The organism is Cryobacterium levicorallinum, from assembly GCF_004402405.1.
Taxonomy (GTDB): Bacteria; Actinomycetota; Actinomycetes; order Actinomycetales; family Microbacteriaceae; genus Cryobacterium; species Cryobacterium levicorallinum.
Map to the genome: position 1 here is coordinate 62385 of NZ_SOFE01000002.1, position 26696 is coordinate 89080.

Annotated in this window: 22 protein-coding genes and 2 pseudogenes; 15 read left to right on the forward strand and 9 right to left on the reverse strand. The window is 65.9% G+C overall.

Annotated elements, in window-relative coordinates; genetic code table 11:
* Positions 1-263: 263 nt before the first annotated feature.
* On the forward strand, positions 264-1337 hold the full coding sequence (locus E3O11_RS01625) for an alkene reductase (protein WP_092450191.1): 1074 nt from the start codon (positions 264-266) through the stop codon (positions 1335-1337).
* Positions 1338-1408: 71 nt separating this feature from the next.
* On the opposite strand, the gene E3O11_RS01630 is transcribed toward E3O11_RS01625, so the two are convergent.
* Entirely contained in the window at positions 1409-2638 is a 1230-nt protein-coding gene (locus E3O11_RS01630; RefSeq protein WP_092450189.1) for an aminotransferase class I/II-fold pyridoxal phosphate-dependent enzyme, read from the reverse strand.
* 117 nt (positions 2639-2755) lie between these two features.
* Here E3O11_RS01630 and E3O11_RS01635 point away from each other — a divergent pair, with 117 nt between their 5' ends.
* The 5 genes from E3O11_RS01635 to E3O11_RS01655 all read left to right on the forward strand — a co-directional run bounded on the left by E3O11_RS01635 (position 2756) and on the right by E3O11_RS01655 (position 8561).
* A complete protein-coding gene (locus E3O11_RS01635) occupies positions 2756-4360 on the forward strand; it encodes a S1C family serine protease (protein ID WP_092450187.1) in 1605 nt (534 codons plus the stop codon).
* Positions 4361-4499: 139 nt separating this feature from the next.
* Complete coding sequence (locus tag E3O11_RS01640) at positions 4500-5555, forward strand: glycosyltransferase family 2 protein (protein ID WP_370257567.1); 1056 nt, start codon at positions 4500-4502, stop codon at positions 5553-5555.
* Positions 5556-5559: 4 nt separating this feature from the next.
* Positions 5560-6384 (forward strand): CDP-alcohol phosphatidyltransferase family protein, encoded by an 825-nt coding sequence (locus E3O11_RS01645; RefSeq protein WP_092450183.1) that lies wholly within the window; start codon positions 5560-5562, stop codon positions 6382-6384.
* Positions 6371-7264, forward strand: a complete 894-nt coding sequence (locus E3O11_RS01650; protein WP_092450181.1) for a glycosyltransferase family 2 protein — start codon at positions 6371-6373, stop codon at positions 7262-7264. Before E3O11_RS01645 ends, E3O11_RS01650 begins: the two co-directional genes overlap by 14 nt.
* A 19-nt stretch (positions 7265-7283) precedes the next feature.
* Positions 7284-8561 (forward strand): CDP-glycerol glycerophosphotransferase family protein, encoded by a 1278-nt coding sequence (locus E3O11_RS01655; protein WP_134478697.1) that lies wholly within the window; start codon positions 7284-7286, stop codon positions 8559-8561.
* A 147-nt stretch (positions 8562-8708) separates the two neighbouring features.
* Here E3O11_RS01655 and E3O11_RS01660 read toward each other — a convergent pair whose 3' ends face one another.
* The gene (locus tag E3O11_RS01660) at positions 8709-9584 is read right to left on the reverse strand and encodes a hypothetical protein (RefSeq protein ID WP_174775758.1); all 876 of its coding nucleotides are present in this window, start codon (positions 9582-9584) and stop codon (positions 8709-8711) included.
* A 154-nt stretch (positions 9585-9738) separates the two neighbouring features.
* Here E3O11_RS01660 and E3O11_RS01665 point away from each other — a divergent pair, with 154 nt between their 5' ends.
* Positions 9739-10017 carry a helix-turn-helix domain-containing protein gene (locus E3O11_RS01665; RefSeq protein ID WP_092450179.1) on the forward strand — a complete coding sequence of 93 codons (279 nt, stop codon included), beginning with the start codon at positions 9739-9741 and terminating at the stop codon, positions 10015-10017.
* A gap of 12 nt (positions 10018-10029) precedes the next feature.
* Here E3O11_RS01665 and E3O11_RS01670 read toward each other — a convergent pair whose 3' ends face one another.
* Both E3O11_RS01670 and E3O11_RS01675 read right to left on the reverse strand, forming a co-directional pair.
* On the reverse strand, positions 10030-10797 hold the full coding sequence (locus E3O11_RS01670; protein WP_170851569.1) for an ABC transporter ATP-binding protein: 768 nt from the start codon (positions 10795-10797) through the stop codon (positions 10030-10032).
* Positions 10797-11597 carry an ABC transporter permease gene (locus E3O11_RS01675; RefSeq protein WP_241991145.1) on the reverse strand — a complete coding sequence of 267 codons (801 nt, stop codon included), beginning with the start codon at positions 11595-11597 and terminating at the stop codon, positions 10797-10799. Before E3O11_RS01675 ends, E3O11_RS01670 begins: the two co-directional genes overlap by 1 nt.
* 178 nt (positions 11598-11775) lie before the next feature.
* Between E3O11_RS01675 and E3O11_RS01680 the strand changes: the two genes are divergently transcribed.
* Positions 11776-13764 (forward strand): aconitate hydratase, encoded by a 1989-nt coding sequence (locus E3O11_RS01680; RefSeq protein WP_092450177.1) that lies wholly within the window; start codon positions 11776-11778, stop codon positions 13762-13764.
* A gap of 42 nt (positions 13765-13806) precedes the next feature.
* On the opposite strand, the gene E3O11_RS01685 is transcribed toward E3O11_RS01680, so the two are convergent.
* Complete coding sequence (locus tag E3O11_RS01685; RefSeq protein ID WP_092450175.1) at positions 13807-15279, reverse strand: hydroxymethylglutaryl-CoA synthase family protein; 1473 nt, start codon at positions 15277-15279, stop codon at positions 13807-13809.
* 149 nt (positions 15280-15428) lie between these two features.
* Here E3O11_RS01685 and mvaD point away from each other — a divergent pair, with 149 nt between their 5' ends.
* Genes mvaD through E3O11_RS01700 form a run of 3 tightly spaced genes read left to right on the forward strand, consistent with a single transcriptional unit; the run spans position 15429 to position 19718 of the window.
* Positions 15429-16421, forward strand: a complete 993-nt coding sequence (gene mvaD / locus E3O11_RS01690) for a diphosphomevalonate decarboxylase (RefSeq protein WP_092450173.1) — start codon at positions 15429-15431, stop codon at positions 16419-16421.
* Position 16422: 1 nt separating this feature from the next.
* Positions 16423-17418: a mevalonate kinase family protein gene (locus tag E3O11_RS01695; protein ID WP_166787454.1), complete on the forward strand. Its 996-nt coding sequence runs from the start codon at positions 16423-16425 to the stop codon at positions 17416-17418.
* Positions 17415-19718 carry a hydroxymethylglutaryl-CoA reductase, degradative gene (locus E3O11_RS01700; RefSeq protein WP_092450168.1) on the forward strand — a complete coding sequence of 768 codons (2304 nt, stop codon included), beginning with the start codon at positions 17415-17417 and terminating at the stop codon, positions 19716-19718. The genes E3O11_RS01695 and E3O11_RS01700 overlap by 4 nt, the downstream gene beginning before the upstream one ends.
* Positions 19719-19805: 87 nt before the next feature.
* Here E3O11_RS01700 and E3O11_RS01705 read toward each other — a convergent pair whose 3' ends face one another.
* Positions 19806-20171 (reverse strand): hypothetical protein, encoded by a 366-nt coding sequence (locus tag E3O11_RS01705; protein ID WP_092450167.1) that lies wholly within the window; start codon positions 20169-20171, stop codon positions 19806-19808.
* Between the two features lie 134 nt (positions 20172-20305).
* Between E3O11_RS01705 and E3O11_RS01710 the strand changes: the two genes are divergently transcribed.
* From E3O11_RS01710 to E3O11_RS01725, 4 genes are read left to right on the forward strand one after another with little or no spacing between them, the layout of a single operon-like run.
* Positions 20306-21958 carry an ABC transporter substrate-binding protein gene (locus E3O11_RS01710; RefSeq protein ID WP_092450165.1) on the forward strand — a complete coding sequence of 551 codons (1653 nt, stop codon included), beginning with the start codon at positions 20306-20308 and terminating at the stop codon, positions 21956-21958.
* A complete protein-coding gene (locus E3O11_RS01715; protein WP_241994612.1) occupies positions 21955-22923 on the forward strand; it encodes an ABC transporter permease in 969 nt (322 codons plus the stop codon). Before E3O11_RS01710 ends, E3O11_RS01715 begins: the two co-directional genes overlap by 4 nt.
* Positions 22920-23780 carry an ABC transporter permease gene (locus E3O11_RS01720; protein ID WP_241991147.1) on the forward strand — a complete coding sequence of 287 codons (861 nt, stop codon included), beginning with the start codon at positions 22920-22922 and terminating at the stop codon, positions 23778-23780. The genes E3O11_RS01715 and E3O11_RS01720 overlap by 4 nt, the downstream gene beginning before the upstream one ends.
* Positions 23777-25306: a dipeptide ABC transporter ATP-binding protein gene (locus tag E3O11_RS01725; RefSeq protein WP_092450164.1), complete on the forward strand. Its 1530-nt coding sequence runs from the start codon at positions 23777-23779 to the stop codon at positions 25304-25306. Before E3O11_RS01720 ends, E3O11_RS01725 begins: the two co-directional genes overlap by 4 nt.
* A gap of 44 nt (positions 25307-25350) precedes the next feature.
* Here the strand turns inward: E3O11_RS01725 and E3O11_RS18635 are convergent, their stop codons facing one another.
* From E3O11_RS18635 to E3O11_RS01735, 3 genes and pseudogenes are all read right to left on the reverse strand, one after another.
* Positions 25351-25452, reverse strand: coding sequence for an MFS transporter small subunit (locus E3O11_RS18635; protein ID WP_422386446.1), 102 nt, complete (start codon positions 25450-25452; stop codon positions 25351-25353).
* A gap of 1 nt (position 25453) precedes the next feature.
* Positions 25454-26482, reverse strand: a pseudogene (locus E3O11_RS01730) (MFS transporter); the annotation flags it as partial.
* 12 nt (positions 26483-26494) lie between these two features.
* Positions 26495-26696 (reverse strand): annotated as a pseudogene (locus E3O11_RS01735) (IS30 family transposase); the annotation flags it as partial.

Here is a 26696-nt window from a genome sequence, read left to right on the forward strand (position 1 = left end):
GCTCGTTGGTCGGGTCATCAAGATGCTCATGTGCATAGTTCGGTGCGCAGACCGCGCCGGATTGCTCCCAGCCCTTACAAAGATGGGGCACGAAATCTCAACGCGCAGGAAGCGCACGCGTTGAGCCAATTAACAGGCAGGAATATCGAGTGCGCCGCGGCCGTTGCCGCCTACGGGCGAAGAGCGACGACCGCCCGCCAGTCCTCCCTGAACCTGTCGATCTGACTGACCGGCTGACTCGTTATTTTCAGAAAGAAGTATCCGTGAACCTCTTTTCCCCGCTGACCCTCGGCGACCTGCAGCTACCCAACCGCCTCGTGATGGCGCCGCTGACCCGCATCCGTTCTGGCCAGTCTGGGGTCCCCGGCGAGCTGGTGGCCCTGCATTACACGCAGCGAGCCACACTCGGCCTGATCGTGAGCGAGGGCACCTACCCGAGCCACGCCGGCCAAGGCTTTCCCGGCCAGCCCGGTCTGGTTGAACCGGAGCAGCTCGCTGGCTGGCAGGCCGTGACCGACTCCGTGCACGCCGCCGGCGGACGCATCGTCGCCCAGGTCATGCACGCCGGCCGGGTCACGCACGAAGCCACCACCGGCGGCTACCGCGTCGTTGGGCCCAGCGCGATCGCCATTACCGGAAGTACTCGCACCTACGACGGCAAGCAGGACTTTCCCGTGCCCCACGCACTGACCGCCGAGGAATTGCCCGGCATTATCGAGGACTTCGTGCGCGCGTCGAAGAACGCCATCGCGGCCGGATTCGACGGCGTGGAGCTGCACGGCGCCAACGGCTACCTGCTGCACGAATTCCTCTCGCCGGCCTCCAACGTGCGGGGCGACTCCTTCGGCGGTTCGCCCGAGAATCGTGCCCGTTTCGTCATCGACGTTGTCACGGCGGTCGCCGCGGCGATCGGTGCCGGCAAGGTGGGCCTGCGCATCTCGCCCGAGCACAACATTCAGGATGCCCTCGAAACGGATGCCGACGACCTCGCGGCCACCTATGGCGCCCTCCTCGGCGGGATCGCCCCGCTGGGCCTGGCTTACCTGAGCGTGCTGCACGCCGACCCGGCCGGGGAGTTCGTGCAACACCTGCGGGCGCGCTTCGGTGGCAACTTCTTGGTGAACAGCGGATTCGGCGTGATTACCTCGCGCTACGAAGCCCTCGCCCTGGTTCGTGACGACGTCGCGGACGCCGTCGTGGTCGGTCGCGCGGCCATCGCGAACCCCGACCTGCTGCGTCGCTGGCAGGAGGACCTGCCGGTCAACGAGCCCAACCCGCTCACCTACTACGCCGACGGCGCCCGCGGCTACACCGACTACCCCGCCCTGGCTTCCTAACTGCCCCGCGAGAGCGCAAAAAGTGCCCGATTGACACTCTCAATCGGGCACTTTTTGCGCTCTCGCGAAACTTAGCGTGGTTTGAGGGCGGCCAGCTCGGCCGACGCCTGTTCCAGAAATTCTATTTTCTTGCAGTAGGCGAACCGCACGAGCGGCGCATATTCGCCCCGGTGCGCGGGGGAGCAGAACGCCGCAATCGGCACCGCGACCACCCCGGCCAGTTCGGGGAGCCGGCGGCAGAGGTCGGCACCGTCGGTGAAACCGAGCGGTGTGGCGTCCGCCACGATGAAGTACGAGCCCTGCGGCACGCTGATGGCGAATCCGGCCGCGCGAAGCCCCGTGGCCAGGACATCACGCTTGCCCTTCATCTCGGCGGCGATGTGCGCAAAATACGCGTCCGGCAGGTCGAGCCCCACCGCGATGGCCGGCTGAAACGGCGCCGCGTTCACATAAGTGAGAAACTGCTTGACCGCGAGAATGGCGGTCACGATTTTGGCGGGTGCACTCAGCCACCCCACCTTCCAGCCGGTCAGGCTGAACGTCTTGCCTCCGGATGAAATGGTGACCGTGCGCTCCCACGCCCCCGGCAGCGTCGCGATCGGAATGTGTGGCGCCCCGAACGTGAGGTGTTCGTACACCTCATCCGTGACGATCAACGCGTCGTGCTGGTGCGCGAGCTTGACAATCAGCTCCAAAGTCTCCCGGGGAAATATCGCGCCGGTCGGGTTGTGCGGATCGTTCACGATGATCAGTCGGGTGCGATCGGTCACGGCGGCGCGCAGGGCGTCGAGGTCGGGCTGGAAGTCGGGAGCACGCAGCGGAACCGTTCGATGGATGCCGCCACCCAGGCCGATCAGTCCGCCGTAGGCATCGTAGAACGGCTCGAAGGTCACGACCTCGTCACCCGGTTCGATCAGCGCCAGAATGGTCGCCGCAAGCGCCTCGGTTGCGCCGGCCGTGACCAGAATCTCACTGCCGGGGTCGAGCTTCAGCCCGTAGAACCGCTGCTGGTGCCGGGCAATCGCCTCGAGGAGGACCGGCTGGCCGCGCCCAGGCGAATATTGGTTCACCCCGTCGCTGATCGCCTGGCGGGCGGCCTCGAGAACCTCGGCTGGTCCGTCTTCATCCGGAAAGCCCTGTCCGAGATTGATGGCACCGGTGCGCGCGGCGAGCGCGCTCATCTCGGCGAATATACTCGCTGCAACGCTGCCGTCTTCCGCGAGGAGCCCGGCCCCGCAGGCTGTGCGTCGCCAGGCACCCGAGACGATCGGGGTATGTTCTGTGTGGAAAGAGTCCTGCATGGGCTCCAAACTATCGCCTCGGCAAGGTCTCGGCTTGATCATTGAATGCTCTCAGGCCGTACATACCGAACGTTCAGGTTCGGGCGCAAAGCTGGCAACGCTTGGAAGGAGCACCCGATGACCGACAACAATAAAGATTCTGGCACCACCCCCGATCCGGCTGATGACGCAGCAGCCTTTGCCGTGAATGAGTCCGGCGAGGCTACTCCGCCCACGGTACCGCCGGTGCCACCCACCGAAGCGCCGGCCGCACCCTCGGCCCCGACCGCCCCGCCGACGAATTCCGAGCCCGCCGTGCCGGTCGTCACGGCACCGACCCAGCCCGCCGCGACTGAGACCGGCTACCCGGTCGCGAACCCGACCTCTACTTACCCGACGGATGCCTTCGGTCGCCCCGTCGAGACCGCCACAGCCTCTGCCTACGCCCCCAGCGTCGCCCCGCAGGACTACGCCACCGCTAATTCCTACCCCGGGCAGCCGTTCACGGCCGGCAAGACCAAGGAATCCGCTCGCCGCAAGGGCAGCGTCGCGCTCATCGCCGCCCTCGCCATCGGCGCCCTGGTCGGCGGATCATCCGGTGCCGGCATCACAGCCCTGATGATGAGCAACCAGAGCAACGGAGTCCGGGTCAGCGAAGCCTCCGGCCCGAGCAACGTCGTGGTCAATGACTCCACGAGCGTGAACCAGATCACCGCCGTCGCCGCGAAGGCCTCGCCGAGCGTCGTGACCATCGATGTCGCCAATGGCTCCTCGGGCGGTACCGGCTCAGGGGTCATCCTCACCGAAGACGGCTACGTGCTCACCAACACCCATGTCGTCACGCTCGACGGGGCCGCCTCGGACGTCACGATCGAGGTCAAGAGTAACGATGGCAAGCTGTACACCGCTACGCTCGTCGGCACCGACCCCATCTCCGACCTCGCCGTCATCAAACTGACCGACGCCAGCGGCCTGACCCCGATCACCTGGGGTGACTCCTCCGAGCTCAACGTCGGCGACAGCGCCATCGCCATCGGCGCCCCCCTCGGCCTGTCCGGCACGGTCACTGACGGCATCGTCAGCGCCCTCAACCGCAGTATCACCGTCGCGAGCTCGGCCGCACCGAGCTCGCCCGACCAGACGGTACCCGACGAGGGCGACAGCCAGAACCCGTTCTTCTTCGACTTCCCCAACCAGAACGGCGAACAGTCGCAGGGCTCCCAGGGTGCCACCGCGAGCATCTCCCTCCCCGTGATTCAAACGGATGCCGCCATCAACCCCGGTAACTCCGGTGGCGCCCTGCTGAATGACGCCGGTGAGCTGATCGGCATCAACGTGGCCATCGCGAGCGCCGGCAGCACGACCGCGTCGTCGGCGGCCGGAAGCATCGGCGTGGGATTCTCGATCCCGTCGAACTTCGCCCAGCGCATCTCCGATGAGATCATCGCCAATGGAACGGCCACGCACGGCCTGCTCGGTGCGAGCGTCAGAGACGCGTCGAGCTCGACCAGCAGCACGGTGGGTGCCCTCATCGTCGAAGCCAGCTCCGGTGGTGCGGCCGAACAGGCCGGCCTGCAAGCCGACGACGTGATCACCAACTTCAACGGTGTGCCGATCACCGACGCGATCGACCTCACCGCCCAGGTGCGGGTACTCCCGGCCGGTGGAACCGCTGACCTCACCTATGTGCGGGACGGCAAGTCGTTCACCGTCTCGGTCACGGTCGGCGAGCTGACCAGCTAAGCCCCGCTCCCTTCCTGCACATCGCGTCGCCGGCTCGCCGGCGGCGCGATGTGTTTGTCTGCAGGCGGGTGACGGAACGTCGGCGCGTGGCGAATTGCCGGGCTGGTAGGCTCGATCGTCCTACCCCCTTATCGGAAAGCTGGCCAGCCAGGTGCACCAAGGTAGTACGGGATTTCTGCCCGGGGTCTCGTACGTGATGCCCGTGCTGAACGAGGCGACACACGTGCGAGCTGCAGTCGAGAGCCTGCTGGGGCAGGACTACCAGGGACCGTTCGAGGTCACCCTGGCGCTCGGACCCAGCATCGACGGAACGACCGAACTGGTCGAGGAAATGGCCGCCGTAGATGCTCGCATTCGTGTCGTGTCCAACGAAGTGGGGTCGACTCCGGCCGGCCTGAACACGGCCATTCGCGCGTCCCAATATGCGGTCGTCATTCGCGTGGACGCTCACTCGGTGTTGCCCCCCGAGTACGCCCGCGTCGCGGTTGAAACGCTCGGACGCACCGGCGCCGACAACGTCGGCGGCATCATGGATGCTCGCGGAATCAGCGCCTTTGAACGGGCCGTAGCCCGTGCCTACGGCACCCGCATCGGCCTCGGCGGCACACCGCACCACGTGGGCGGAGCGGAAGGGGCTGCCGAAACGGTCTACCTAGGCTGTTTTCGCACCCAGAGCATCCTCGACGTCGGGCTCTTCGACGAGGGTGTGAAACGCGGCCAGGACTGGGACCTCAACCGTCGGCTGCGCGAGGCCGGTGGCTTGGTCTGGTTCACGCCGAAGCTGCGGGTGCTCTACCGGCCCCGGCCGACCCTGGCCCAATTGGCGCGGCAGATGCTGTCGACCGGGCTGTGGCGCGGAGAACTCGCGCGGCGCTATCCGGCGGCCAACGGCATCCGTTATTTCGTGCCGCCGGCCATGGTGCTCGGTGTGACTCTCGGGGTGCTCCTCGGCCTCGGGGGGCTCCTGCAGCTGGCTCTCGGCGCAACGCCGTGGCTGCTCCTCGGCCTGATTGTTCCGGCCGGGTACCTGCTCATCGTCGTCGCCGCGACTCTCGCGGTGGCCCGACCAGACGGATTTCGTGCAGGACTGCATTTTCTCGTAGTCTTGCCGTGCATTCACTTCTGCTGGGGAATCGGCTTCGTCCTCGGATATCTCAAGCTCACCAGCAACATCACGGCACACACGGGAAGGTGAGCAGATGACCAGTTCGCCCCACATCTCGCCCAACCGGCCGGCCCGACCGGAGTCCATCGCCCAGCTCCGAGCCGTCGCCCAGCCGCCGGAGGTGCGTCTGCGTGCCAACGCCGAGCACTGGACGGCAAGCCTGTACCTGCGCGACCTGTCGCCGTACCTGACCTGGATGCTGCTGAAAACCCGCATCTCCGCCAACGGCGTGACCGCTCTGATGATCCTGGCTGGCTGGTTGACCGCCGCAGCGCTGCTGATTCCGGGAATCTGGGGCGCACTGCTGGCCCTCGCCCTCAGCCAGGTGCAAATGCTGATCGATTGCTGTGACGGTGAAGTCGCCCGCTGGCGCGGCACGTCCTCACCCGCGGGGGTGTTTCTCGACAAGGTCGGGCACTATTCCACCGAGTCGCTCATTCCCATTGCCCTCGGCTTTAGGGCAGCCGCGTACCCGTTCGAGTCGCCCGAGGATTTTCTCTGGACCAGCCTCGCGCTGCTGCTCGCCCTGATCATCGTGCTGAACAAAGCGCTCAACGACATGGTGCACGTCGCCCGCGCCAACGCCGGCCTGACCAAGCTCGCCGACACCCACGGCGAGAAGACCCCGACGCCCCGCCTGATCGCCCGCGTTCGCCGTCTCGCGCGCTTCGTGCCCTTCCACCGGCTGTACCACTCGGTCGAGCTGACCATGGTCATCTTCGCCGCGGCCGTCATTGGGCTGGTGATCGGGCAGCCGATCGTCGACCGGGCCGTGCTGAGCATCCTGGTTCCGCTCGCATTTCTGTCGCTCATCGGTCATTTCGTGGCCATTATGGCGTCCAAGCGTGTCCGTTCCTAGCTTTGGCTCCGCTACCCCGACGGTCGGTGTCGTGGTGCTCACCCAGGGCACCCGGCCAGAGGACCTCGACCGCGGAATCCGCTCGGTGCTGGCCCAGCAGGGGGTTACCCTCGACGTAATCTGTGTCGGCAACGGCTGGCAGCCGACCGGCCTGCCTGGCGGCGTGCAATCGCTCGGGCTGCCGACGAACCTCGGCATTCCGGCCGGACGCAATCGCGGGGTGTCGCTCGTCACCGGGGACTACCTGTTCTTTCTCGACGACGATGCGAGCATTCCCGACCCGAACTTTCTGATCAACGCGATCGGCAAGCTGCGCGCCGACCCCACGATCGGCCTGCTGCAGCCGCGGGTCGAGGACCCGACCGGCGTCGAATCGCCCCGGCGGTGGATTCCGCGCATCCGCAAGGGCGAGGCCGCCACGTCCGGACCGGTGTTCTCGGTCTGGGAGGGCGCCGTGTTGCTGCCGCGGACCGTCTTCGACGCGACCGGCGGCTGGGCCGAGCCGTTCTTCTACGCCCACGAGGGCATCGAACTGGCCTGGCGGGTCTGGGACCAGGGCCGGGTCGCCTGGTATGCCGGCGACCTCGTGGCCAACCATCCGGTGATCCTGCAGACCCGGCACGCCGACTACTATCGCTTGAATGCCCGCAATCGGGTTTGGCTCGCCCGTCGCAACCTGCCTGCCCTGTTGGTGCCGCTCTATGTCGGCGCCTGGACGGCAATTCAGGTGCTGCGCTGGGCCCCGAACAACCGGCCGGCCCTGCGCGCCTGGTTCGGCGGCTGGCGCGAGGGCTGGCGCAGCGATCCGGGGCCGCGGCATCCGCTTCGAGCACGCACGATCTGGCGCATGACCGTCGCCGGGCGACCGCCGATTATCTGAGGGACGGTAGGCTGGTTCGGTGGTAATTCGGAAAGACATCAGGCGTGCCGTCAAGCTGGTCAAGGATGTCGTGGCATCCCGCAAGGCGCAACACGCGCTGCGCGGCCCGCTGAAATCGCGGGAAATACGCGAGGACAACCACTTCAAGATCGCCGTCTACTTTGCCGACGGGCCGGTCAACATGTACCAGATGCGGCAGTGGTACCGGCCGCTCGCCACCCTCGCCAAGACCTGGCCGGTGCTGGTGCTCAGCCGCACCGGCGGCGGCACCCTCAAGCTCATGGACGAGTCGCCGGTTCCAGTCGCCTACGCGCGCACGGTGCCGCAGCTCGAGCGGATCGTCGCCGAGCAGGACATCCGCATCGTGTTCTATGTCAACCAGAACCCGCGCAACTTTCAGATGATGCGCTACGGGCGCTGCTGGCACGTTTTCATCAACCACGGTGAGAGCGACAAGATGTATATGATCACCAACCAGTTCAAGGCCTACGACTACTCCTTCGTCGCCGGGGACGCCGCGCTGGCCCGACTGGACCGGGTGCTCTGGGACTACGACTTCGACAAGCGCGCCATCAAAATCGGGCGCCCGCAGGCCGACTATTTCAGCGGCGAACTGCCGTACACGCGCGACGAACGCCAGGTCGTGCTCTACGCCCCCACCTGGGAGGGCGATCGGGCAACCGCCGCTTATGGCTCCGTCGCGACCCACGGGGTCGCGCTGGTCAGCGCCCTGCTGGCCACCGGAACGCATCGGGTCATCTATCGTCCGCACCCGCGCAGCGGCGTTGTCGACCACCTCTACGGTGCCGCCAATAAGACCATCATCAGCGCCATCGCCGCGGCGAACGCCCGCGATCCGCGCGCGCAGCACGTCTACGATTCCGGCCCAGACCTCGGCTGGCAGTTGGCCGTCGCTGACGTCGCCATCGTCGACATTTCGGCGATGGTGTACGACCGCCTCGCCACCGGCAAGCCACTTATTATCACCCGCCCGGTGAACCCGACGGCCGTGATCGACACGAGCGGGTACCTCTCCGACTGCGAGTGGCTGCCCGCCGAGAAGGCCGGGGACATCGTGGCCGCCGTCGACCGGCTCACCCACGATGGCGCGGCGGTCGAACGACTGCAGGGCTGGGTGCAGCGCTATTTCGGCGACACCACCCCCGGCGTCGCAACGGAGCGCCTGCACACGGCCGTGCAGCACCTCATGGACGAATGGGATCGGTTCGCGGCCGTGCACGACCACGATGCACCCATCGTGCCCGATCCCACCACGATCCCCGACGACGAGCTATAGCGTCGGGTTCTGACCGGGTGTTGGGCCTCCCAGCGAACATTGCGCGCTGCTGTGCTGCACGGGCGCCCGATTGTGGCTCGCGCGCCGGGCAGGCCGCGCGCGCGAGCGGCTTGGGGTTGCGCGAGCAGCACCAGCACGACCGACGCGCTACTTGCGTGCGGGGTCGAGCGGCGATTCGAGCTGCTGCGGCTGCGCAGTCGGCCACGAAGCGGATGCCAGAGGCTCGGCCGGTCCGGCCGCCACCGGCTTGCCCCGGTGCGTTTCCAGCACCCGGATTTTCCGCACTCGTGGGTCCAAATCCGGCTGAAACTCGGTGGGCGGCGGGCCGAACGCGAGTCGTGACGCGTGCATGACCTTATTGCCCAGAATGTGATTGCCGACACCGCCGATGACCGCTCCGATGCCAAACGGGAGGACTTTGCCGAGCAGGCTGGCGCTGCCACGGGTGGCGAACTGACGCAGAAAAGCGCTCTTGAGCCGGTCAGTCAGGGGGCCCAGAACCGCTCGGGGGAGGCCGTTCGTGATGAGTTCGCCCCAGTAGGTGGTGCGGGCCGTGCCCGAACCGGTGACCTGGCCTGCGAGCTGACGCACCAGATCGCTGCCCTCCCGGCCCAGCATCATGGTCATGACCAGGGCGCGGGCTCGCTCCGGATCCTCCACGGCGATACCGTGTACCTCGCTGACTGACTGCGTGAACAGCGCCGTCGCCTCGAGAAAGCCGGCGGTCTCCAGGCCAGACAGGGCGATGGTCACGCCCGTGCCGACCCCGGGAATGACGGCGGTCGCGCCCACTGCTGCGCCCCCGGCGGTGACCGCCGCGAGATAGCGCTTCTCCAGGATGCGAACGATCTGCTCCGGCGAGGCGTGGGGATTGCGGCGACGGATGCTGCGGATATGGGCCAGGACGACTGGCCGGTGAATGGCCAGAACCCGGTCGATTCCCTTCACAAACCCGGTCGGTAGGGCACCGCCCTGCGGATTCCCGCCGGTCGACGACAGCATCGGTGTGCTTTTCCTGGCCATTGATCGCCTTCCCCCTTGCCCGTCTCGTCGAGTGTACGTGGTGCGCCGGGGAACACGCTGTGCCGCGCGGCGACTCCGGCAAGACATCAAATACCACATCTGGGCAATTGTCCAGCCGCTAGTCAAGACCTGGTCGGGCGGCTACAACTGAGGAATGCCCGAGCCGAAATCAGAAGCATCCAGACTGCTTGGCCGCCGTCTGCGCGAACGGCGCCTGACTCTTGGCTTCAATCAGGAGTCGGTGGCCCTGCTAGCCGGACTCAACGTGTCGAATTATGCCCGGATCGATCGGGGGTATGGAAACCCGACGATGTACACCCTCATTCGACTTGCCGCCGTCCTGCAACTCGAACTCAGTGAGCTGGTGATCGGCCTGGAGGTCGAACAGCTTCCGCCCACCCGGGACGCCTACCTGGCCATCAACTTTCGCTGACGATGCTTCTGGTCAGGCCTTGGGCTTGACGGCGTAGTCCGTGTTGTAGCGCTCAAGCACGTCGGTGATCGGGGCATCGAGCACAAGATCGCCCCGGTCGAGGTAGAGGCCGCGGGTGCAGAACCGACGCAGGTCTCGCTCATTGTGCGACACGATGAACAGCGTTCGGCCGCCGGCGAGAAGCTCTTCGATGCGCTGGTAGCACTTCTCCCGAAAGGCCTTATCTCCCACGGCCAGTACCTCGTCGACTAGCAGAATCGGTTCTTCCAACCGGGAGATCACGGCGAAAGCGATGCGCACCTTCATGCCGCTGGACAGATGCTTGTACGGCGTGTCGATGAAATCGGCGATCTCGGCGAAGTCGATGATCTCGTCAAAGCGTTCGGCAATTTGCTTGCGGGTCATGCCGTGCAATCCCGCAGTGAGATAGACGTTGTCGCGTACGCTCAGGTCGTCGACGAATCCGCCGGTGATCTCGATCAGCGGTGCGACGCCCTCGGTCACGTGCACCGTTCCCGTATCGGGAAGTACGACTCCGGTGACGAGTTTGAGCAGGGTGGACTTGCCCTGGCCGTTGCGGCCGACGACACCGATGGCTTCCCCCGGCTGCACGGTGAAGCTCACGTGCTGCAGGGCCCAGAATTCGCCCGGGCGGCTGCGCCGGTTTCTGGCACCGAAGAGGTCCTTGAAATTGCGACGACCGCGACGATTCCTGCGAAAGCGGATGCCGACATCCACTAGCGAAATCACCGGCAGCACCGCGGCTGTCTGGTTCACCATTAGATCTCCTTCAGAACGGCGCGCTCGGTGCGGCGGAAGACCAGCAGCCCCAGCCCGAGAAAGAGCAGGGACATGACAACGCTGATCGCAACGGCGAACCAGTCGAGTTGCTCCGGAAAAAACGCTGCCCGGTAGAGGCTGAAGATGCCGGTCAGTGGGTTGAAAGCAGCCCAGAACTGCAGTTCGGGCGGAAGATCGGTGGTGCTGTAGATGATGGGGGAGGCGTAGAAGAGAAATCGAAGGATGAGTTTGACGGCCCGTTCCAGGTCTCGAAAGAACACGACGAGCGGTGCGACGAGCAGGCCGACCCCCGCGGTCAGCGCTGCCTGAATCACCATGGCGAGGGGAAAGAACAGCGCGTCGATGTGCAGTTGCGCGCCGTACACAATGGCGAAGAGAACCAGTACCGGTATCGAAGCGAGAAACTCGATGCCCTTGGAGAGCACGAGGCGGTTCACCCAGATGGTGCGGGGAATGCGGGTGGAGCGGATGAGCTTGGCCTCGCGCAGAAATGCCCTCGTGCAATCGGAGACAGCCCCGTTGAACCACATCCAGGGCAGCAGGGCGGCCAACAGGAACACGATATAAGGCTCGGTGCCGACGTTTTTGTCAAATACCTGGGTGAAGACGAACCAGTAGATTCCGGCCATCACGAGCGGATCGAGGATGGACCAGAAGTAGCCGAGTACCGAGGTGGAGTAGCGCACGCGAAGATCGCGCTGCGTCAGCAGCCAAAGGGAATGCCGATACCGCGCGATCGGCGTGCGCTGTTCGGGGCGCACCAGGGCGTAACTACTCACGCCGTCTATCGTATGGGAGCCGGACTTGGTCTCGTGCCAGCCCACACTTACTGGGCTCTGGCCCAAACACCCCCAAAGAGTGGTCGTCAGCCCCGCAGTCGCATAGGTTAAGGATCAGCGGGTTGCGTGGATTGGTGCTTGTCGACGCAGCCACCCGCACACTAGCAAGGGAGCCCGCATGGCCTACAACGTCGCCCAGAAATTAATTTCCTCGCATCTGATAGTCGGAGAGATGATCCCCGGCACCGAAATCGGCATCCGCATCGACCAGACCCTCACCCAGGATGCAACGGGCACCCTGGTCATGCTCGAGCTGGAAGCTCTCGGCCTGGATTACGCACGCACAGAGGTTTCCGTGCAGTATGTCGACCACAACCTGTTGCAGGCCGACAGCAAGAACGCCGAAGACCATGACTTTCTGCGTTCTGCCTGCCAACGCTTTGGCATCTGGTTTTCCAAGGCCGGCAACGGGGTATCGCACCCGACGCACATGCAGCGCTTCGGTATCCCAGGCAAGACCATGGTCGGCTCGGACAGCCACACCCCGGCGGCTGGCTCCCTCGGCATGCTCGCCATCGGCGTCGGCGGCACCGAGGTCGCGCTGGCGATCGCCGGCGAACCGCTCTACATTCGCATGCCCGAAATCTGGGGGATTCGTCTCACCGGACAGCTGCCGCCGTGGACGAGCGCCAAGGACGTCATCCTTGAAATGCTCCGTCGCCACGGTGTGAAGGGCGGTGTCAACCGGATCGTTGAGTACTACGGTCCGGGGCTGGCATCGCTGACCGCGATGGACCGGCACGTGATTGCCAATATGGGCGCAGAGCTCGGAGCAACGACGACGGTGTTTCCCGCCGATGATCAGGTTCGCACATTCTTGCGCGCGGAGGCGCGTGAGGACGACTTCGTCGAACTGCTCGCCGACGCTGATGCGACCTATGACGTGAACGAGGAGATCGATCTCGCGACGATCGTGCCGTTGATCGCGCTGCCGAGCTCTCCGGGCAATGTCGTTCCGGTGAGCGAGGTCGCCGGCCGGCCGGTCGAGCAGGTGGTGATCGGGTCATCCGCTAACCCGGGTCTGCGCGACTTCGCGATCGTCGCGGCGATCACCAAGGGACGTCAGTCCTTCCCCGGGCTGAGCCTCGACGTCAATCCGAGTTCACGCCAGATTCTGCAGGACCTGACCAAAATGGGGGCAACCCTCGATCTGATCGGGGCCGGTGCGCGGCTGCACCAGTCTGGCTGCATGGGCTGCATCGGCATGGGGCAGGCACCCGCCAACGGCAGCATCAGCCTACGTACCATGCCGCGCAACTTTCCGGGTCGCTCGGGCACCCAGGAGGACTCGGTCTACCTCTGTTCGCCGGAAACCGGGGCTGCGGCCGCGTTGACCGGAAAAATCACCGATCCGCGCGACCTCGCCGACTTGTTCGGTATGGACTATCCCGAGATCGTCCTGCCCGAGTTCTCTAGTGTGAACCTGACCATGCTTGAGGCGCCGCTGCCGGCGGCGGAATCGCTCACCATCGCGCTGGTCAAGGGCGAGAATATTTCATCCCTGCCGGTCTTCGGCCCGCTCGCCGAGCGTATTGAGGCGCCCGTTGCGCTGATCGTTGGCGACGATATCTCAACGGATGAGATTCTTCCGGCCGGTGCGCGTGTCTTGCCGTTTCGCAGCAACGTGCCCAAACTTGCCGAATTCACCTTTGATCAGGTCGACCCGACCTACCCGACCCGCGCCGCGCTCAGCCGGGACACGACCGGCCATATGATTGTCGCCGGTGCCAACTACGGGCAGGGTTCCTCCCGCGAGCACGCCGCGATCACGCCCCGATTCCTAGGCCTGCGGGTGGTGCTGGCGGTGTCATTCGCGCGAATCCACTGGCAGAACCTGGCCAACTTCGGCGCGCTCGCGCTGCAATTCACGGATGCCGCCGATCACGATCGCATCCAGCGTGACGACGTCCTGGTGCTCGATGGCATTCGGGAGGCGCTCGCCAACGGCACCGAGATTCTCGTTCGCAACACCACCCGCAACGAGACCTATACGGTGCGGCACGAACTCTCGACCCGCCAGATCGAGATGCTCTTGGTCGGCGGTCTCATTCCGTGGCTGCGTGCCCGGCACGCACAGGGCGAGCCCGAGATCGGCGCAGCGGAGTAGCGGTACAAAGAACGGGACCGGCTCCAGCCGGCCCCGTTCTGGTTATTCGGTGCTGTCGACCACGTATCGGTAATACTCGACGCCCTCATCGAAGAAGTCGGGTCCGTTCGATGTTCCGACATGATCGACCACGAACTCGTCGTGGGCGGGCGGGGTGACGTCGATCAGGCGTCCCGCGTGCACGTCGATATATTGCGTTTCGTTCAGATCGACAGCTCCGAGCAGCGCGCGGTCGAAATTGATTCGCGCCGCCGCGTCTTGCCACCCGGCCACAACACGCAGCGGCAGGGCCTCCGCCGCGTCGCCACTGCCATAGCCGAGGGCCAGCCAGTCCTGATCGGCCAGATCCAGGCCGTCGGTCAGGGCCTGGTGCAGGCCAGCGGCGAGCCAGGCCGGCAGGGCAGCAGTGTAGAGATTACCGAGGTCGCGCATGGCTTCCGAGCCTAGTCCGAGCTTTTCCCGAACGAGGGTGTCCCAGAGCGGGGTTTTGCGCAGCTGGTTGCGCGCCCGGCGCGCCAGCGGAAAGGCATCGCCGGTGTTTTCGGCGAGCTGCGCACCGGTGATTCCGAATGGTTTTGGAGCCAGCAGCTCAGCGCTCAGCCGATCGGCGTCGACGCCGGCTCCGGCGGCGAGTGCGCGCAGCTCGTCGTGACCGTCGGTATCGTGCGCGAGAGTGAACAGGTAGGCCATGACCCACCCGGTGGTGGGCATCTGGTGGTACGGGCGGTGCATGAACACCGCGTCGATGTCGTGAAAATAGTCGAGATTTCGGCCGGGGCGTTTGTCGAGCATCGCCGTCATCGCGTGGTGGGTGGCATCGATGTAGCAGCTGGTGGAGTAATGCCCGTTGAACATGGGCAGGTCCTGCAGCTGGCCATCGTCGCGGTCGGGCTGATTGCGAAAACGTGTAAACGGCTTGCGAAAGTCGGCCACCCGATAGTCGGAGTCGCTGCCAGCCCCGGCGAGGTCCACCTCCAGTAGCCGTGCGTCGCTCTCCAGCAACATGGCGACGGCCCCTGCTCCCTGGGTGGGCTCGCCGCTGCCACCGCGCGCGTACTCGGCGATGTCGGCGCAGACGACGATGGCCTGGCGACCGCGGCCATCCGTTGCCAGATAGCGCAGCGCAGCTTTCATGCCGTACACGCCGCCGAGGCAGGCCTGCTTGAATTCAGGCACTTCGCAGTCTCTGGCCAACAGCGGCAGGCCGGCGGCGGCGAGGGCCTCATTGACCATGCCCTTCACGATGACAGCACCGGCCGAATTGTCGGTGCTTGATTCGGTTCCGAGGGCGAGCAGCCCGACCTGGGTCGGGTCGATGTCGTAGTCCCTAATCAGCCGCCAGACCGCGGTAGCCGCGAAGGTATAGACACTCTGCCGAGGTGCGCGCATGCGAAAACTGCGTCCGACCACCGAACGGAATTTCTCCCACGGTTGGTCATTCCACTCGCACCACGATTCGAGCTGAACGCGATACGGCGGGAGGTACAGGGAAAAACCACTAATTCCAGGAGCCAACTGTGTCCACTTAACTTTCAGGTGATTGCGGGGCCGCGACGGTCACGCTATTTTAGTCGGCCAAGCTGCGAGTCGGGGCGCGGGCCGGTTCGAACGGATAACATCGGGGGCCCGGCTAAAATGGATGCAGAACCGATCGGAGCAGTCCTGTGTCACAGACCCTTGAGGCCGGCGCTACGGCCCGCGCCCGCGCACACAGCAATATTGCACTGGTCAAGTACTGGGGCAAGAACGATGCCGTTCTCAATACCCCGGCGGTCGGGTCGATCTCGATCACCCTCGACGCCCTCTACACCGACACCCGAGTGACCTTTCGCGCCGGGCTCGCGACCGATGAATTATGGCTCAACGGATGCCGGCACGACGCCACCAAGGCCAGTCGCGTTCTCGACCTGGTGCGTTATTCCCGAGGTGCCACCCTATGCGCGATCGTGGAGTCCACGAATAATTTCCCGACCGGAGCCGGGCTGGCCTCGTCGGCGTCCGGTTTCGCCGCTCTCGCCGTCGCCGCGACCGGCGCAGCCGGGCTCACGCCGACCGCGCGGGAGCTGTCCATCCTGGCCAGGCACGGCTCCGGTTCGGCCGCCCGTTCCATTTTCGGCGGTTTCGCCGAGATGCACGCCGGCAGTGCCGCCGACGGTTTGGACTCCTACGCTGAGCAGCTGCTGCCCGGCGCGGACTGGCCGCTCGCCATTTTGGTCGCTATCACCGCGCACGGGGCGAAGCCGATCAATTCGACCGTCGGCATGGGCGCGACCGCGGTCAGTTCGCCGTTCTACCCGGCCTGGCTGGCGACGGCCCCGACTGATCTCGCCGATATGCGGGCCGCGATCGCCGCTTTCGACTTCGTGCGTGTCGGCGAACTCGCCGAGTACAACTGCCTCAAGCTGCACGCCCTGATGCTCACCACCCGGCCAGCGTTGATCTATTGGAACGCCGCGACGGTCGCCGTGATGCACGCCGTTCGCGACCTGCGCGCGTCCGGCATTGCGGCCTACTTCACCATTGATGCCGGACCGCAGGTGAAGGTGCTCTGCCTGCCGATCGATGCGTCCCGGGTGCACGCCGCACTGTCGACCGTGGGCGGCGTGCTCGAGGTGCGCCAGAGCGCGCTCGGCCCCGACGCCTACCGGCTGGACTGACGTGACAGCGATAACGTCATCGGCCCCTGGAAAACTTTTTCTGCTCGGTGAATACGCGGTTTTGCACGGCGCACCGGCGCTGCTGGCGGCCGTCGATCGCCGAGTCACCGTCACGGTCGTACCGGCCGGGTCCTGGCGGCTGCACGCCCAAAGCATTGGCATCCAGCACCTCGACCTCGACGATGAGGGGCAACTACCGGCCGCTCTCAACGCCCAGACCCGGTCGACCCTGCGCCTGTTCGATACGGTGCGAGCGGCAGTGCGAGCCCGAGCCGGCGGCGGCCCGTTCGAGATCAGCATCGACAGCGCGGAACTCTCCCGCGATGGCCACAAGTTGGGACTCGGGTCGAGCGCTGCGGTGGCCAGCGCGCTCACGGCCGCCTTGGCCACGGCCTCGAGGCTGTACCTCGATCGCGCGGCGCTGTTCACACTGGCCCAGTCGGCTCATCGGGCCGCCCAAAACGGCACGGGTAGCGGCGGAGATGTCGCCGCAAGCGTCTACGGCGGTCTGCTCTCCTATGCCGTCGGCGCGACGCCGGTGCCGTTGCAGTGGCCCAACGATCTCACCATGCTGGCCGTGGTCACCGGTGAAGGGTCGGTGACAACCGACCTGGTCGGTCGGGTGAACGACTTTGGTGCCGCGCATCCGCTGCAACACGCCCAGGACGTGGCGAGGCTGACCCGGCTCGCGCACACGGCACAGTCAGCGCTCGCCGACCGCGCCGAATTTCTGCGCCTGATCGACGACTACTTCACCGCGCTGGCCCGGCTCGACAGCCACGCCGAGGCCGGCATCGTTACCGCGCGTCACCGGGAGCTGCGCGTCGTGGCCCAGCGGGCTGGTGGCGTGTTCAAGACTTCCGGAGCTGGCGGCGGCGATGTCGGACTCGCCTTCAGCGCGAGCGGCTTGGCCGCCGAACGGCTCGCGGCAGCACTGACCGACGCCGGCGCATCCGTTGTACCGCTGGTCCTTGGCGCAGAGGGGACAAGGTCATGAGCGGCTCACGCATCGCGAAGTTCTATCGGAAGTCGGTTCAGAATCGACTGGAGTTGCTACACGAACGCGGAACGTTGAATGATGCTGACTACGCCATGCTGCAGCCCGGTGCGGGCCTGCTGAACGCCGAAACCGCCGATCGTCTCACTGAAAACGTGATCGGCGTATTTTCGATGCCACTTGGGCTCGGACTGAATTTTCAGATCAACGGCCTGGACTATTTGGTTCCCATGGTGGTGGAGGAGCCGTCCGTCGTGGCTGCGGTCAGTTCCACCGCTCTTCTGGTGCGCCAGGCGGGTGGGTTCGCCTGCAGATCCGACGAGCCGCTGCTGATCGGCCAGGTGCAGATCGTCGATGTTGCCGACCCGGCGCGTGCTCGCCAGGCTCTGCTTGCGCAATCTGAGCACATTCTGCAGCTGGCCAACAGCGGCCACGCGAACATGGTCGCCCGCGGCGGCGGCGCGCGCGGTATCGAGGTGCACCTGCGCGGAGCGACGGCGCAAAACGGCGAGCTGCTGGTGGTACATCTGCTCGTTGACACCCGCGATGCGATGGGCGCGAACCTGGTCAACTCCATGTGCGAAAGCATCGCACCCCTGGTCGAGCAGATCAGCGCTGGTCGGGTGTTCTTGCGCATCCTCTCAAACCTGACCGATCGCGCCCTCGTGCGTGCCCGGGCGGTCATCCCGGAAGCCCTGCTGGCAACCCGGGACTATCCCGGCGACCGGGTGCGCGACGGGATCATTCTGGCCAGCGAATTCGCCGCCATGGACCCCTATCGGGCCACCACCCATAACAAGGGCATCATGAACGGCATCGACGCCGTCGCGATCGCCACCGGCAACGACTGGCGCGCCATCGAGGCCGCCGCCCACGCGTACGCCGCCCGCGGGCCACGTTATGCACCGTTGTCGACCTGGAGCGCCAACGACGCCGGCGACCTGGTCGGCGAACTGACCATGCCGCTGAAGGTCGGCACGGTCGGCGGTCAGGTGGAATCGAACCCGGCCGTGCGCATCGCCCATACAATTTTGGATGTCGCCTCGGCGCGCGAACTGGCCGAGGTAATGGCGGCCGTCGGGCTGGCCCAGAACCTGGCTGCGCTCAAAGCGCTCTCGACCACGGGGATCCAACACGGCCACATGCGCCTGCACGCCCGAGCGGTCGCGGTGGCCGCCGGTACCGGCCCGGCGCGGTTCGATGAGGTCGTCGAGCGACTCCTCGTCGGCGGCGAGATCAAGGTGTGGAAGGCGCGGCAGATTCTGGCCGAACTCGAAGCCCGGCCGTCGCCGGTCCTCGCGCCCCCGACCGCAGTGCCCCAGGCCGCAGCGATGCCGGCCGCAGCGATGCCGACGCGTGCACCGCTCGGTGCCCGCTCGCAGGTCGGCTACGGAAAGATCATCCTGCTCGGCGAGCACTCCGTGGTCTACGGCCGCCGCGCTATTGCCGCGCCGATCGGCCTCACAGTGCGAGCCGAGGTCGTTCGCGGCGAACCTGGGCAGGCGCCGGTCATCACCGACTGGAACGTTGATGGTTCGGCGCAGGAAACGATCAGCCCCGACGTCTCACATCAGGTCGCCGCGTTGATCGCGGCGCGTCTCGGGCTGCCCGAATCCGGCGTGCGGGTCGACGTGTTTTCCAAGCTTCCGCGCGCGAGCGGCCTGGGAGCGTCGGCCGCGTTCGCCGTCGCACTGATTCGAGCGACCGCCGAGTGCTTCTCGATCGAGCTCAGCGACGAACAGGTGTCGAGCCTGGCCTTTGAGTGCGAACAGATCGTGCACGGCACACCCTCGGGCATCGACAACACCGTTGCCACCTTCGGTCGGCCGATCCTGTTTAAAAAAACGGATGCCCCGAGCGGTCACGAAATAAGCGACATTGTCACACCGCATCCGATCCCGATCGTGATCGGTCTCAGCGGTGTGCACGCCCTGACCGCGCACACCGTGGCCGCGGTGCGCGCGGCGTGGCTGCACAACCGCGCGCGTTACGATGCGATCTTCGATCAGATCGACTCCCTGGTGGGGGAGGGGGCCGACGCCCTGCGCCGGGGCGACACGGCCGAACTGGGCGAGCTCATGAACATCAATCAGGGCCTGCTCAATGCACTGCAGGTGTCGAGCCCTGAGCTCGAGCAGATGGTCGCCATCGCGCGCCGGGCCGGTGCGCTCGGTGCCAAGCTCACCGGCGGGGGCGGCGGTGGCGCGATTATCGCCCTGGCCGGGCCCGCTGGCGCCGAACCGATCCGTACCGCTCTGCACCAGGCCGGCTACACCACCTATCTCACCGAGATTAGATAATCGATCGCCGCCCCGGGTGTGGGTGATCGCTGGCTCCGTCAGGTTCACCGGCGTGCGCTGCGTCGCGAACGGAGGCTCCTGGCTACGTCACCGGGGTGCGCTCTCCTCGGCGACCTCGTCGCCCGATGCGCGCTGCAGCTCGCCCTGCAGTTCCTGGAAGTACGCGACTTCCTTCTGAATACCGGCGGCCTCGCGGGGCGAATATCCGGCGGCCGCCAACTCATGCGCGATGTGGGAATAGGCACGACCATACTCGGCCACCGCCGCGTACAGGGCAGCTCTACGCGGCTCGTTCTTCGACACGACCTCGGTGTTGTCGAGGTTTCTGGCGCAAAAATAGTTTCGGTAGTCGAGGGTACGTTTCGGCGGGGAAACCGGCTCGCACAGCTCACGAAGCGCATCCTCCGCTGCATCCAGCATTGAGCGGTTGTCCTTCAATCGATTCTCCGGCATGTCAGCCCATCCTTTGCGAAGTCGGTCCTTCCAACCTACTCGGGGCGACGGGCGGTCTCGGCGCACGCGGTACGTTTGATGAGCGGAGCATTTATTGCCCGCATGACTGGTAGCTCAGAAAGAGACCCCCATTTATGCGCATTCGCGCCCATTCAACATCCTGGCTGCGCGCCGCAGCCGCCGTCCTTGCCACCGTCGCCCTGGTCACCGGGTGCACTGCCACTACCCCCACAACCGCCGCCGACGCGAACACCCTCACCTACGCCATCAACGGCGGCACGCTCAGTGGCGGCAAGATGGACATTCACTCGTCGGCGTTCCAGGCCACTGCCCTCGTGATGCGCAACTCCTTCGACTCCCTCGTCTATGAGAAAGCCGACGGCTCGTTCGTGCCATGGCTCGCCACGTCCTGGCAGATCTCGGACGACGGCCTGCACTACACGTTCGATCTGCGGGGCGATGTCACGTTCCACGACGGCGAACCCTTCAACGCCGAGGCCGTCAAGGCCAACTTTGAGCACGTCGTCGCCCCAGAGACGGCGTCAGCGGATGCTGCCAGTCTGATCGGGTACGCCGAAACCGGCGGCTTCTACGCTGGCACCGAGGTCGTCGACGAATTCACCGTTCGGGTGAACTTCAGCCAGCCATACGCGCCATTCCTGCAGGCGGTGAGCACCGCCAAGCTTGGCTTCTACTCGCCGGCCACTCTGCGGGACAACGCTGCGCAGCTGCCGGCCGGTGGACCGGGCATTTCGGTGGGAACCGGACCTTACGTGCTGAGCGAATATACGCCAGACCAGGGCATCGTCTTCACCGCAAACGAAGACTACGACTGGGCGCCGGAGGGGAGCTCCCATCAGGGCGCGCCCGCCATCGACACGCTCGAGTTCCGCATCCTTCCCGAATCCTCGGTGCGTACGGGCGCCCTCACGAGCGGCCAGGCGCAGATCGCCAGCGACATCACCCCGAACACAGTGAGCCAGATCGGCGACGACTTCTCGATCGAGAACGTGACTATGCCGGGCCTGCCGTACACCCTGTTCCTGAACGAGGCGCACGGCGTCTTCGCCGACGAGAACGTGCGCCGTGCCTTCGCGCTCGGGGTCGATATCGGTCCGGCCGTCGAGACCATCTACCAGGGACAGGCGGAGCGCGCCTGGAGCATCCTCTCCCCGGCCACGCCCAACTCCTACGACCCGAGCCTCGAAGACAGCTGGGCGTTCGACCCAGATCAGGCCAATGCGCTGCTTGATGCGTCCGGCTGGACCGAGCGCGACTCCGAGGGGTACCGCACCAAAGGTGGAGCCCGACTGAGCGCCCAGTGGCTCGCCTACACCCCGGTCTCCGACGCCAACGCAAGCCTCGGCGACGTGGTGCAGTCTGACCTGCGCGACATCGGGTTCGAAATCGTGCGCGACAACCGTGAGATCGCCCAATATTACGAGGCCTTCGACGCACGCGACTATGACCTGTCCGACTGGAGTTTCCCCAGCGTCGACGCCGACGTCCTGCGCGCCCACCTACACAGCGGCGGCTATAAGAACGGCTCGTCTACGGCCGACCCGGTCGTCGACCAGCTGCTCGACGACGCCATCGCCACGAGCGATCCGACCGAACGCGAAGCGCTCTACCAGCAGCTGCAGAAGTGGAACGCGACCCATGTGGTCATGGTTCCGATCACGGTGCCCACCGCCATCACCGCCTACAGCAAGACCATCGAGAACCTGAGCTTCGATCTGTATGGGCAGCCGCTCTTCTACGAGGCGGCCCTCACGACCGCGCCGTGACCGCGCACCGCGAGGGCCGTGCGCGTCGATCCGGCCGACCGGGCGCCCGCCTGGCCGGCCGGATCGGCGGCATGATTCTCGTGGTGTGGGGCGCCGCCACCGTGGGCTTCTTCTCGCTGCGGTTGATCCCCGGCGACCCGGTGAACGTGCTCGTGGGGCTCGGCAACGTGTCGCAGCGAGTGCGCGACCAAATCCGAGCAGACTGGGGCTTGGCTGACCCGCTTCTCCTGCAGTATTTCCACTACCTCGGCCGCCTGCTGCAGGGTGACCTCGGCACGTCGTATCGCATGCAGCAACCCGTCGCCGCGGTGATCGGCCAGCAACTCGCGCCGACGATGCAACTGATGGGCCTCGCCATCTCGTTCGCCGTGCTGATCGCGTTCGGGTCGGCGCTGCTCGGCCGCGGCAGGCGCACCGGTCCGGTGGCTGGCCTGTTCGAGCTCGTGGCGGTGTCCTCGCCCACGTTTTGGATCGGCCTGGTGCTGATTGGTGTTTTCGGCTTCGGACTGGGTTGGTTCCCCGTGGTCGCCACTGCCGGGTTCGGCGCGCTCGTGCTGCCCGCCGTGACCCTCGCCATTCCGGTGGCCGGCATTCTCAGCCAGGTGTTGCGCCAGGGCCTCGACGACGCGGCCGCTCTGCCCTTCGTCGACACAGTGCGCGCCCGTGGAGCGAGCCAGACCCGCCTCGTGCTGCGGCATACCCTGCGCCACGCCGCAGCAAACAGCGTCACCCTCACGGGTTACATCGTCGGTTCCTTGCTCGGCGGTTCGGTGCTGGTAGAGACCGTCTTCGCCCGTCCCGGACTCGGACGCGTGGCCCTGAACGCCATCGTCAATCGGGATGTGCCTGTGGTGCTGGGCATTATTGTGCTCGCCGCAGTGTCGTTCTCGTTGGTCAACCTGCTGGTCGACTTCGTGGCCGACCGTCTCGACCCGCGCCTGGCGACCGAGCAGGCCTACGCGTGAGCATTCTCACCGCCGCGCGCTCCCGAACCGCCCGCACCCGACACGTGACCCGGATGCCCACACCGGCCCTCTGGGTGGCCGCCGGCTTCCTATTGATTGTCTTGATGTCCGCATTGTTTCCTCGGTTGTTCACCGGGGCTGATCCCGTGCGCACGGACATCGGCGCTGCGCTGCTGGCGCCCGGCCCTGGGCATCCGTTTGGAACCGACCAGGCCGGCCGCGACGTGTTCGCACGTGTCATCTATGGCTCGCGCTACTCGCTCGCGATCGGCTTCGGGGCTACTCTGATTGCGCTCCTGGCGGGCCTGGTGATCGGCTCTCTGGCCGGGCTGATGCGCCGGGTCGGCGACGGTGTATTGAGCCGGGCGATCGAGATCGTGATGGCGTTTCCGGAGTTTCTGCTAGCGCTGATCGTGATAGCGATCATCGGGCCGGGGGAGGCGAGTCTGCTGATCGCGGTCGCCATCGCGGTGATTCCGTCGTATGCCCGCGTCGCCCGGGTACAGACCTTGGTGGTGAAGCGGGCCGGCTACGTGGAGGCCGCCCGCACACTCGGGGTGTCGCCGGCGGTCACCGTGCTGCGGCACGTGGTGCCGAACACGCTCGGGCCGTTGCTCGTGATGGCCACAATGGGAATCGGCACGGCCATCACGGCCGCCGCGGGCCTCAGTTTTCTCGGCCTCGGGCCGAAGCCGCCCACACCGGAGTGGGGGCTCATTCTCTCCGAGGGACGCAACTTTCTCGCTACAGCCTGGTGGATCGCTGTGTTCCCTGGACTCGTGATCACCGCGACCGTGGTCTCGACGAGCGTTCTCGGACGGCACCTGCAGGCCAGCGCGGCGGGGCGGCAACGATGAGCGTCGTGAGTGTGCGCAACCTGCGCGTCGTCGTGCCGGGCGGGGCCGCCGTGGTCGATGGGGTGTCGTTTCGCATCGAGGCTGGGCAGTGCCTCGGCATCGTGGGGGAGTCCGGTGCCGGTAAGACCCTGACCGCGCGTAGCCTGATTGGGCTCGCCGGCACCGGGGTCACCGCCGACGAACTGACGGTGGCCGGCGTCGACGCCCGCGCCCTCTCCCCTCAAGGCTGGCGGGGCCTCCGCGGGGCGCGGGTGGGGCTCGTGAGCCAGGACGCCCTGGTCTCTCTCGACCCGCTGCGCCGAGTGGGCGCCGAGGTGGCCGAACCGCTCGAGGTGCACGAACCGCAGCTCGGCCGTGTCGACCGTTCTCGCCGCGTGCTGCAGCTGCTCCGGCAGGTTGCCATGCCCGATCCGGCCCGGCGTGCCCGGCAGTACCCGCACGAGCTCTCCGGCGGACTGCGCCAGCGCGCGCTTATCGCCACGGCACTGGCGGCATCGCCGTCGCTGCTGATCGCCGACGAACCCACGACAGCTCTCGACGCGACGGTGCAGGCGCAGGTCGTGCGACTGCTGCGTGAGCTGAAGGAATCTGGCCTCGCCCTGTTGCTGATCAGCCATGACCTGTCGATCATCCGCCAGCTGGCCGACCAGGTGGCGGTCATGAAGGACGGCCGATTCGTGGAAGTGCAGGCCGCGGCCGCCCTGTTTGCCGCGCCGCAGCATCCGTATACTCGTCAGTTGCTGGCCGCTGCCGCGTTGGGCACGGCCACGGCGCCGAAGCCGGGCCCTGTGGTGCTCGCCGCACATGACCTCGCTAAGGCATACGGAACGCTGACGGCCGTCGATGGGGTCTCGTTCGAACTGCGAGCCGGCCACACCGTGGGTATCGTGGGCGAGTCAGGCTCGGGAAAGAGTACCGTGGCACGGATGCTGCTGGGCACGCAGTCGCCCGACCATGGTTCGGTGCTGCTGAACGGCGAGCCCTGGAGCGGCCTGCCGGAATCCCAGCGCCGGGCCCGGCGGGGACGTCTCCAGATCATTCACCAGGACTCGCTGAGCGCTTTCGACCCGCGGGCGACGGTGCTGCAGATTCTGTCAGAGGCTATCGCTCTCGACGGGATTTCGCGCCGGTGGCGCACGGCTCGGGCGGTGGAATTGCTCGCGCAGGTGGCGCTGGCGACCGGGCTGCTTGGCCGGCGCGCGCACGAGCTCTCCGGTGGGCAGCGGCAGCGGGTGGCGATCGCCAGGGCGCTCGCCCGGCGGCCGAGCATCCTGGTATGCGACGAGCCGGTCTCGGCGCTCGACGCGCAGATTCAATCCCAGGTGCTCGCGCTGTTGGCCTCTCTCCAGGAATCCACCGGACTCGCCATGGTGTTCATCTCGCACGACCTTGCCGTAGTTCGGGCACTCAGTCACGAGGTCCTCGTGATGAAGGACGGCGTTGTTGTGGAGCAGGGGCCGGCGGTCGATCTCTTTGCGGCGCCGCAGCATCCGTTCACCCGCGAGTTGCTCGCCGCCCACCGGTAAAACCGGTGTTTCTGCGGTGGAATACCCTGTCGTCCTCTGTGGCGCTAGCCAAAGAGCGCCGCAACTTTGGTGAGGGTCTGGTAAACGCCGTAGAGCAGCGGAATTGCGACGAGGATCCAGCCGAGCGCAAGTCGTGCCTTCTTCATGTCAGGCCTCCCGAACGAGTTCGTGAGCCGGTGTTCGAGGCGCGTCGGATTCGTGGAATTTGGGATCGACGGGCCGCACCAGCAGATTGGCGATGAAGCCGACGACCAACAACCCCACCATGGTCAACAGTCCCGGTTGATAGGCCGCGGCAGTGAGCTTGCCTGGCGTGCCCTGGGCATCCAGGAAGGAATTGACGATCAGCGGGCCAGCGATACCGGCCGCAGACCAGGCTGTCAGAAGGCGTCCGTGGATGGCACCGACCTGGAACGTGCCGAACAAATCGCGCAGATACGCGGGGGCTGCCGAGAACCCACCACCGTAGAAAGAAATGATGATGAACCCCAGAACGACATACAGTGCCGTCGTACTGGAGCCCAGCAGCGCCAGCAGCACATACAGTGCGGTCCCGATTCCCAGATAGACCACGTAGATGTTCTTGCGTCCGGTTAAATCCGATGCTGCCGACCAGACGAACCGGCCACCCATGTTGGCGATGGAAAGCAGGCCAACGAAACCGCTGGCAACGGCGGCCGATACGAGGGACACTCCATCGTTCTGGCGGAAGAAGTCCTGGATCATCGGTGCGGCCTGTTCCAGAATCCCAATCCCGGCCGTGACGTTGCAGAAGAGCACAATCCAGACCAGCCAGAACTGCCTGGACTTGATCGCGTTCGACGCCGACACCTGATGGGTGGTGACCAGTGCCTTCCTTGTGAGCACGGAGGGGTCGAACCCCGCAGGTTTCCAGGTAGCAGCCGGTACCTTGATCGTGAAGGCGCCGAACATCATGTAGGCCAGGTAAATGACGGCGAGACTGAGGAAAAGCTTGCCCACGGCGTCACCGCTGGCGACCCAGCCGACGGCACTGGAAGTGGGATCGTACCAGGCGAGTAGGGCAGTGGAGACCGGGCTGGCGATGAGGGCGCCACCGCCGAATCCCATGATGGCCATGCCCATGGCGAGGCCCGGCCGATCAGGGAACCATTTTATCAGCGTCGAAACGGGAGAAATGTAACCGACACCGAGGCCAAAGTCAAGTGGTCAGGGCAACGCGGGGGTTTTTGCTTCGAGAAGTAGCTGGTTGAGGCGGTAGGCGGGGGTTTCGAGGTTGAGGGTGGGGCGTGGGCGGCGGTTCAGCTTCGCCGCGACGCGCTGGAGGTCGTCGGGGGTGTGGGTCGAGAGGTCGGAGCCCTTCTCGAACCAGAACCGCAGGAGACGGTTGGTGTTCTCGTTGCTGCCGCGC

Excerpts from the sequence above, each read along its gene's own strand:
- E3O11_RS01630 (WP_092450189.1), bottom strand. The coding sequence starts at position 2,638 with ATGCAGGACTCTTTCCACACAGAACATACCCCGATCGTCTCGGGTGCC.
- E3O11_RS01635 (WP_092450187.1), top strand. The coding sequence starts at position 2,756 with ATGACCGACAACAATAAAGATTCTGGCACCACCCCCGATCCGGCTGAT.
- E3O11_RS01645 (WP_092450183.1), top strand. The coding sequence starts at position 5,560 with ATGACCAGTTCGCCCCACATCTCGCCCAACCGGCCGGCCCGACCGGAG.
- E3O11_RS01660 (WP_174775758.1), bottom strand. The coding sequence starts at position 9,584 with ATGGCCAGGAAAAGCACACCGATGCTGTCGTCGACCGGCGGGAATCCG.
- E3O11_RS01665 (WP_092450179.1), top strand. The coding sequence starts at position 9,739 with ATGCCCGAGCCGAAATCAGAAGCATCCAGACTGCTTGGCCGCCGTCTG.
- E3O11_RS01670 (WP_170851569.1), bottom strand. The coding sequence starts at position 10,797 with ATGGTGAACCAGACAGCCGCGGTGCTGCCGGTGATTTCGCTAGTGGAT.
- E3O11_RS01680 (WP_092450177.1), top strand. The coding sequence starts at position 11,776 with ATGGCCTACAACGTCGCCCAGAAATTAATTTCCTCGCATCTGATAGTC.
- E3O11_RS01700 (WP_092450168.1), top strand. The coding sequence starts at position 17,415 with ATGAGCGGCTCACGCATCGCGAAGTTCTATCGGAAGTCGGTTCAGAAT.
- E3O11_RS01705 (WP_092450167.1), bottom strand. The coding sequence starts at position 20,171 with ATGCCGGAGAATCGATTGAAGGACAACCGCTCAATGCTGGATGCAGCG.
- E3O11_RS01710 (WP_092450165.1), top strand. The coding sequence starts at position 20,306 with ATGCGCATTCGCGCCCATTCAACATCCTGGCTGCGCGCCGCAGCCGCC.
- E3O11_RS01725 (WP_092450164.1), top strand. The coding sequence starts at position 23,777 with ATGAGCGTCGTGAGTGTGCGCAACCTGCGCGTCGTCGTGCCGGGCGGG.
- E3O11_RS18635 (WP_422386446.1), bottom strand. The coding sequence starts at position 25,452 with ATGAAGAAGGCACGACTTGCGCTCGGCTGGATCCTCGTCGCAATTCCG.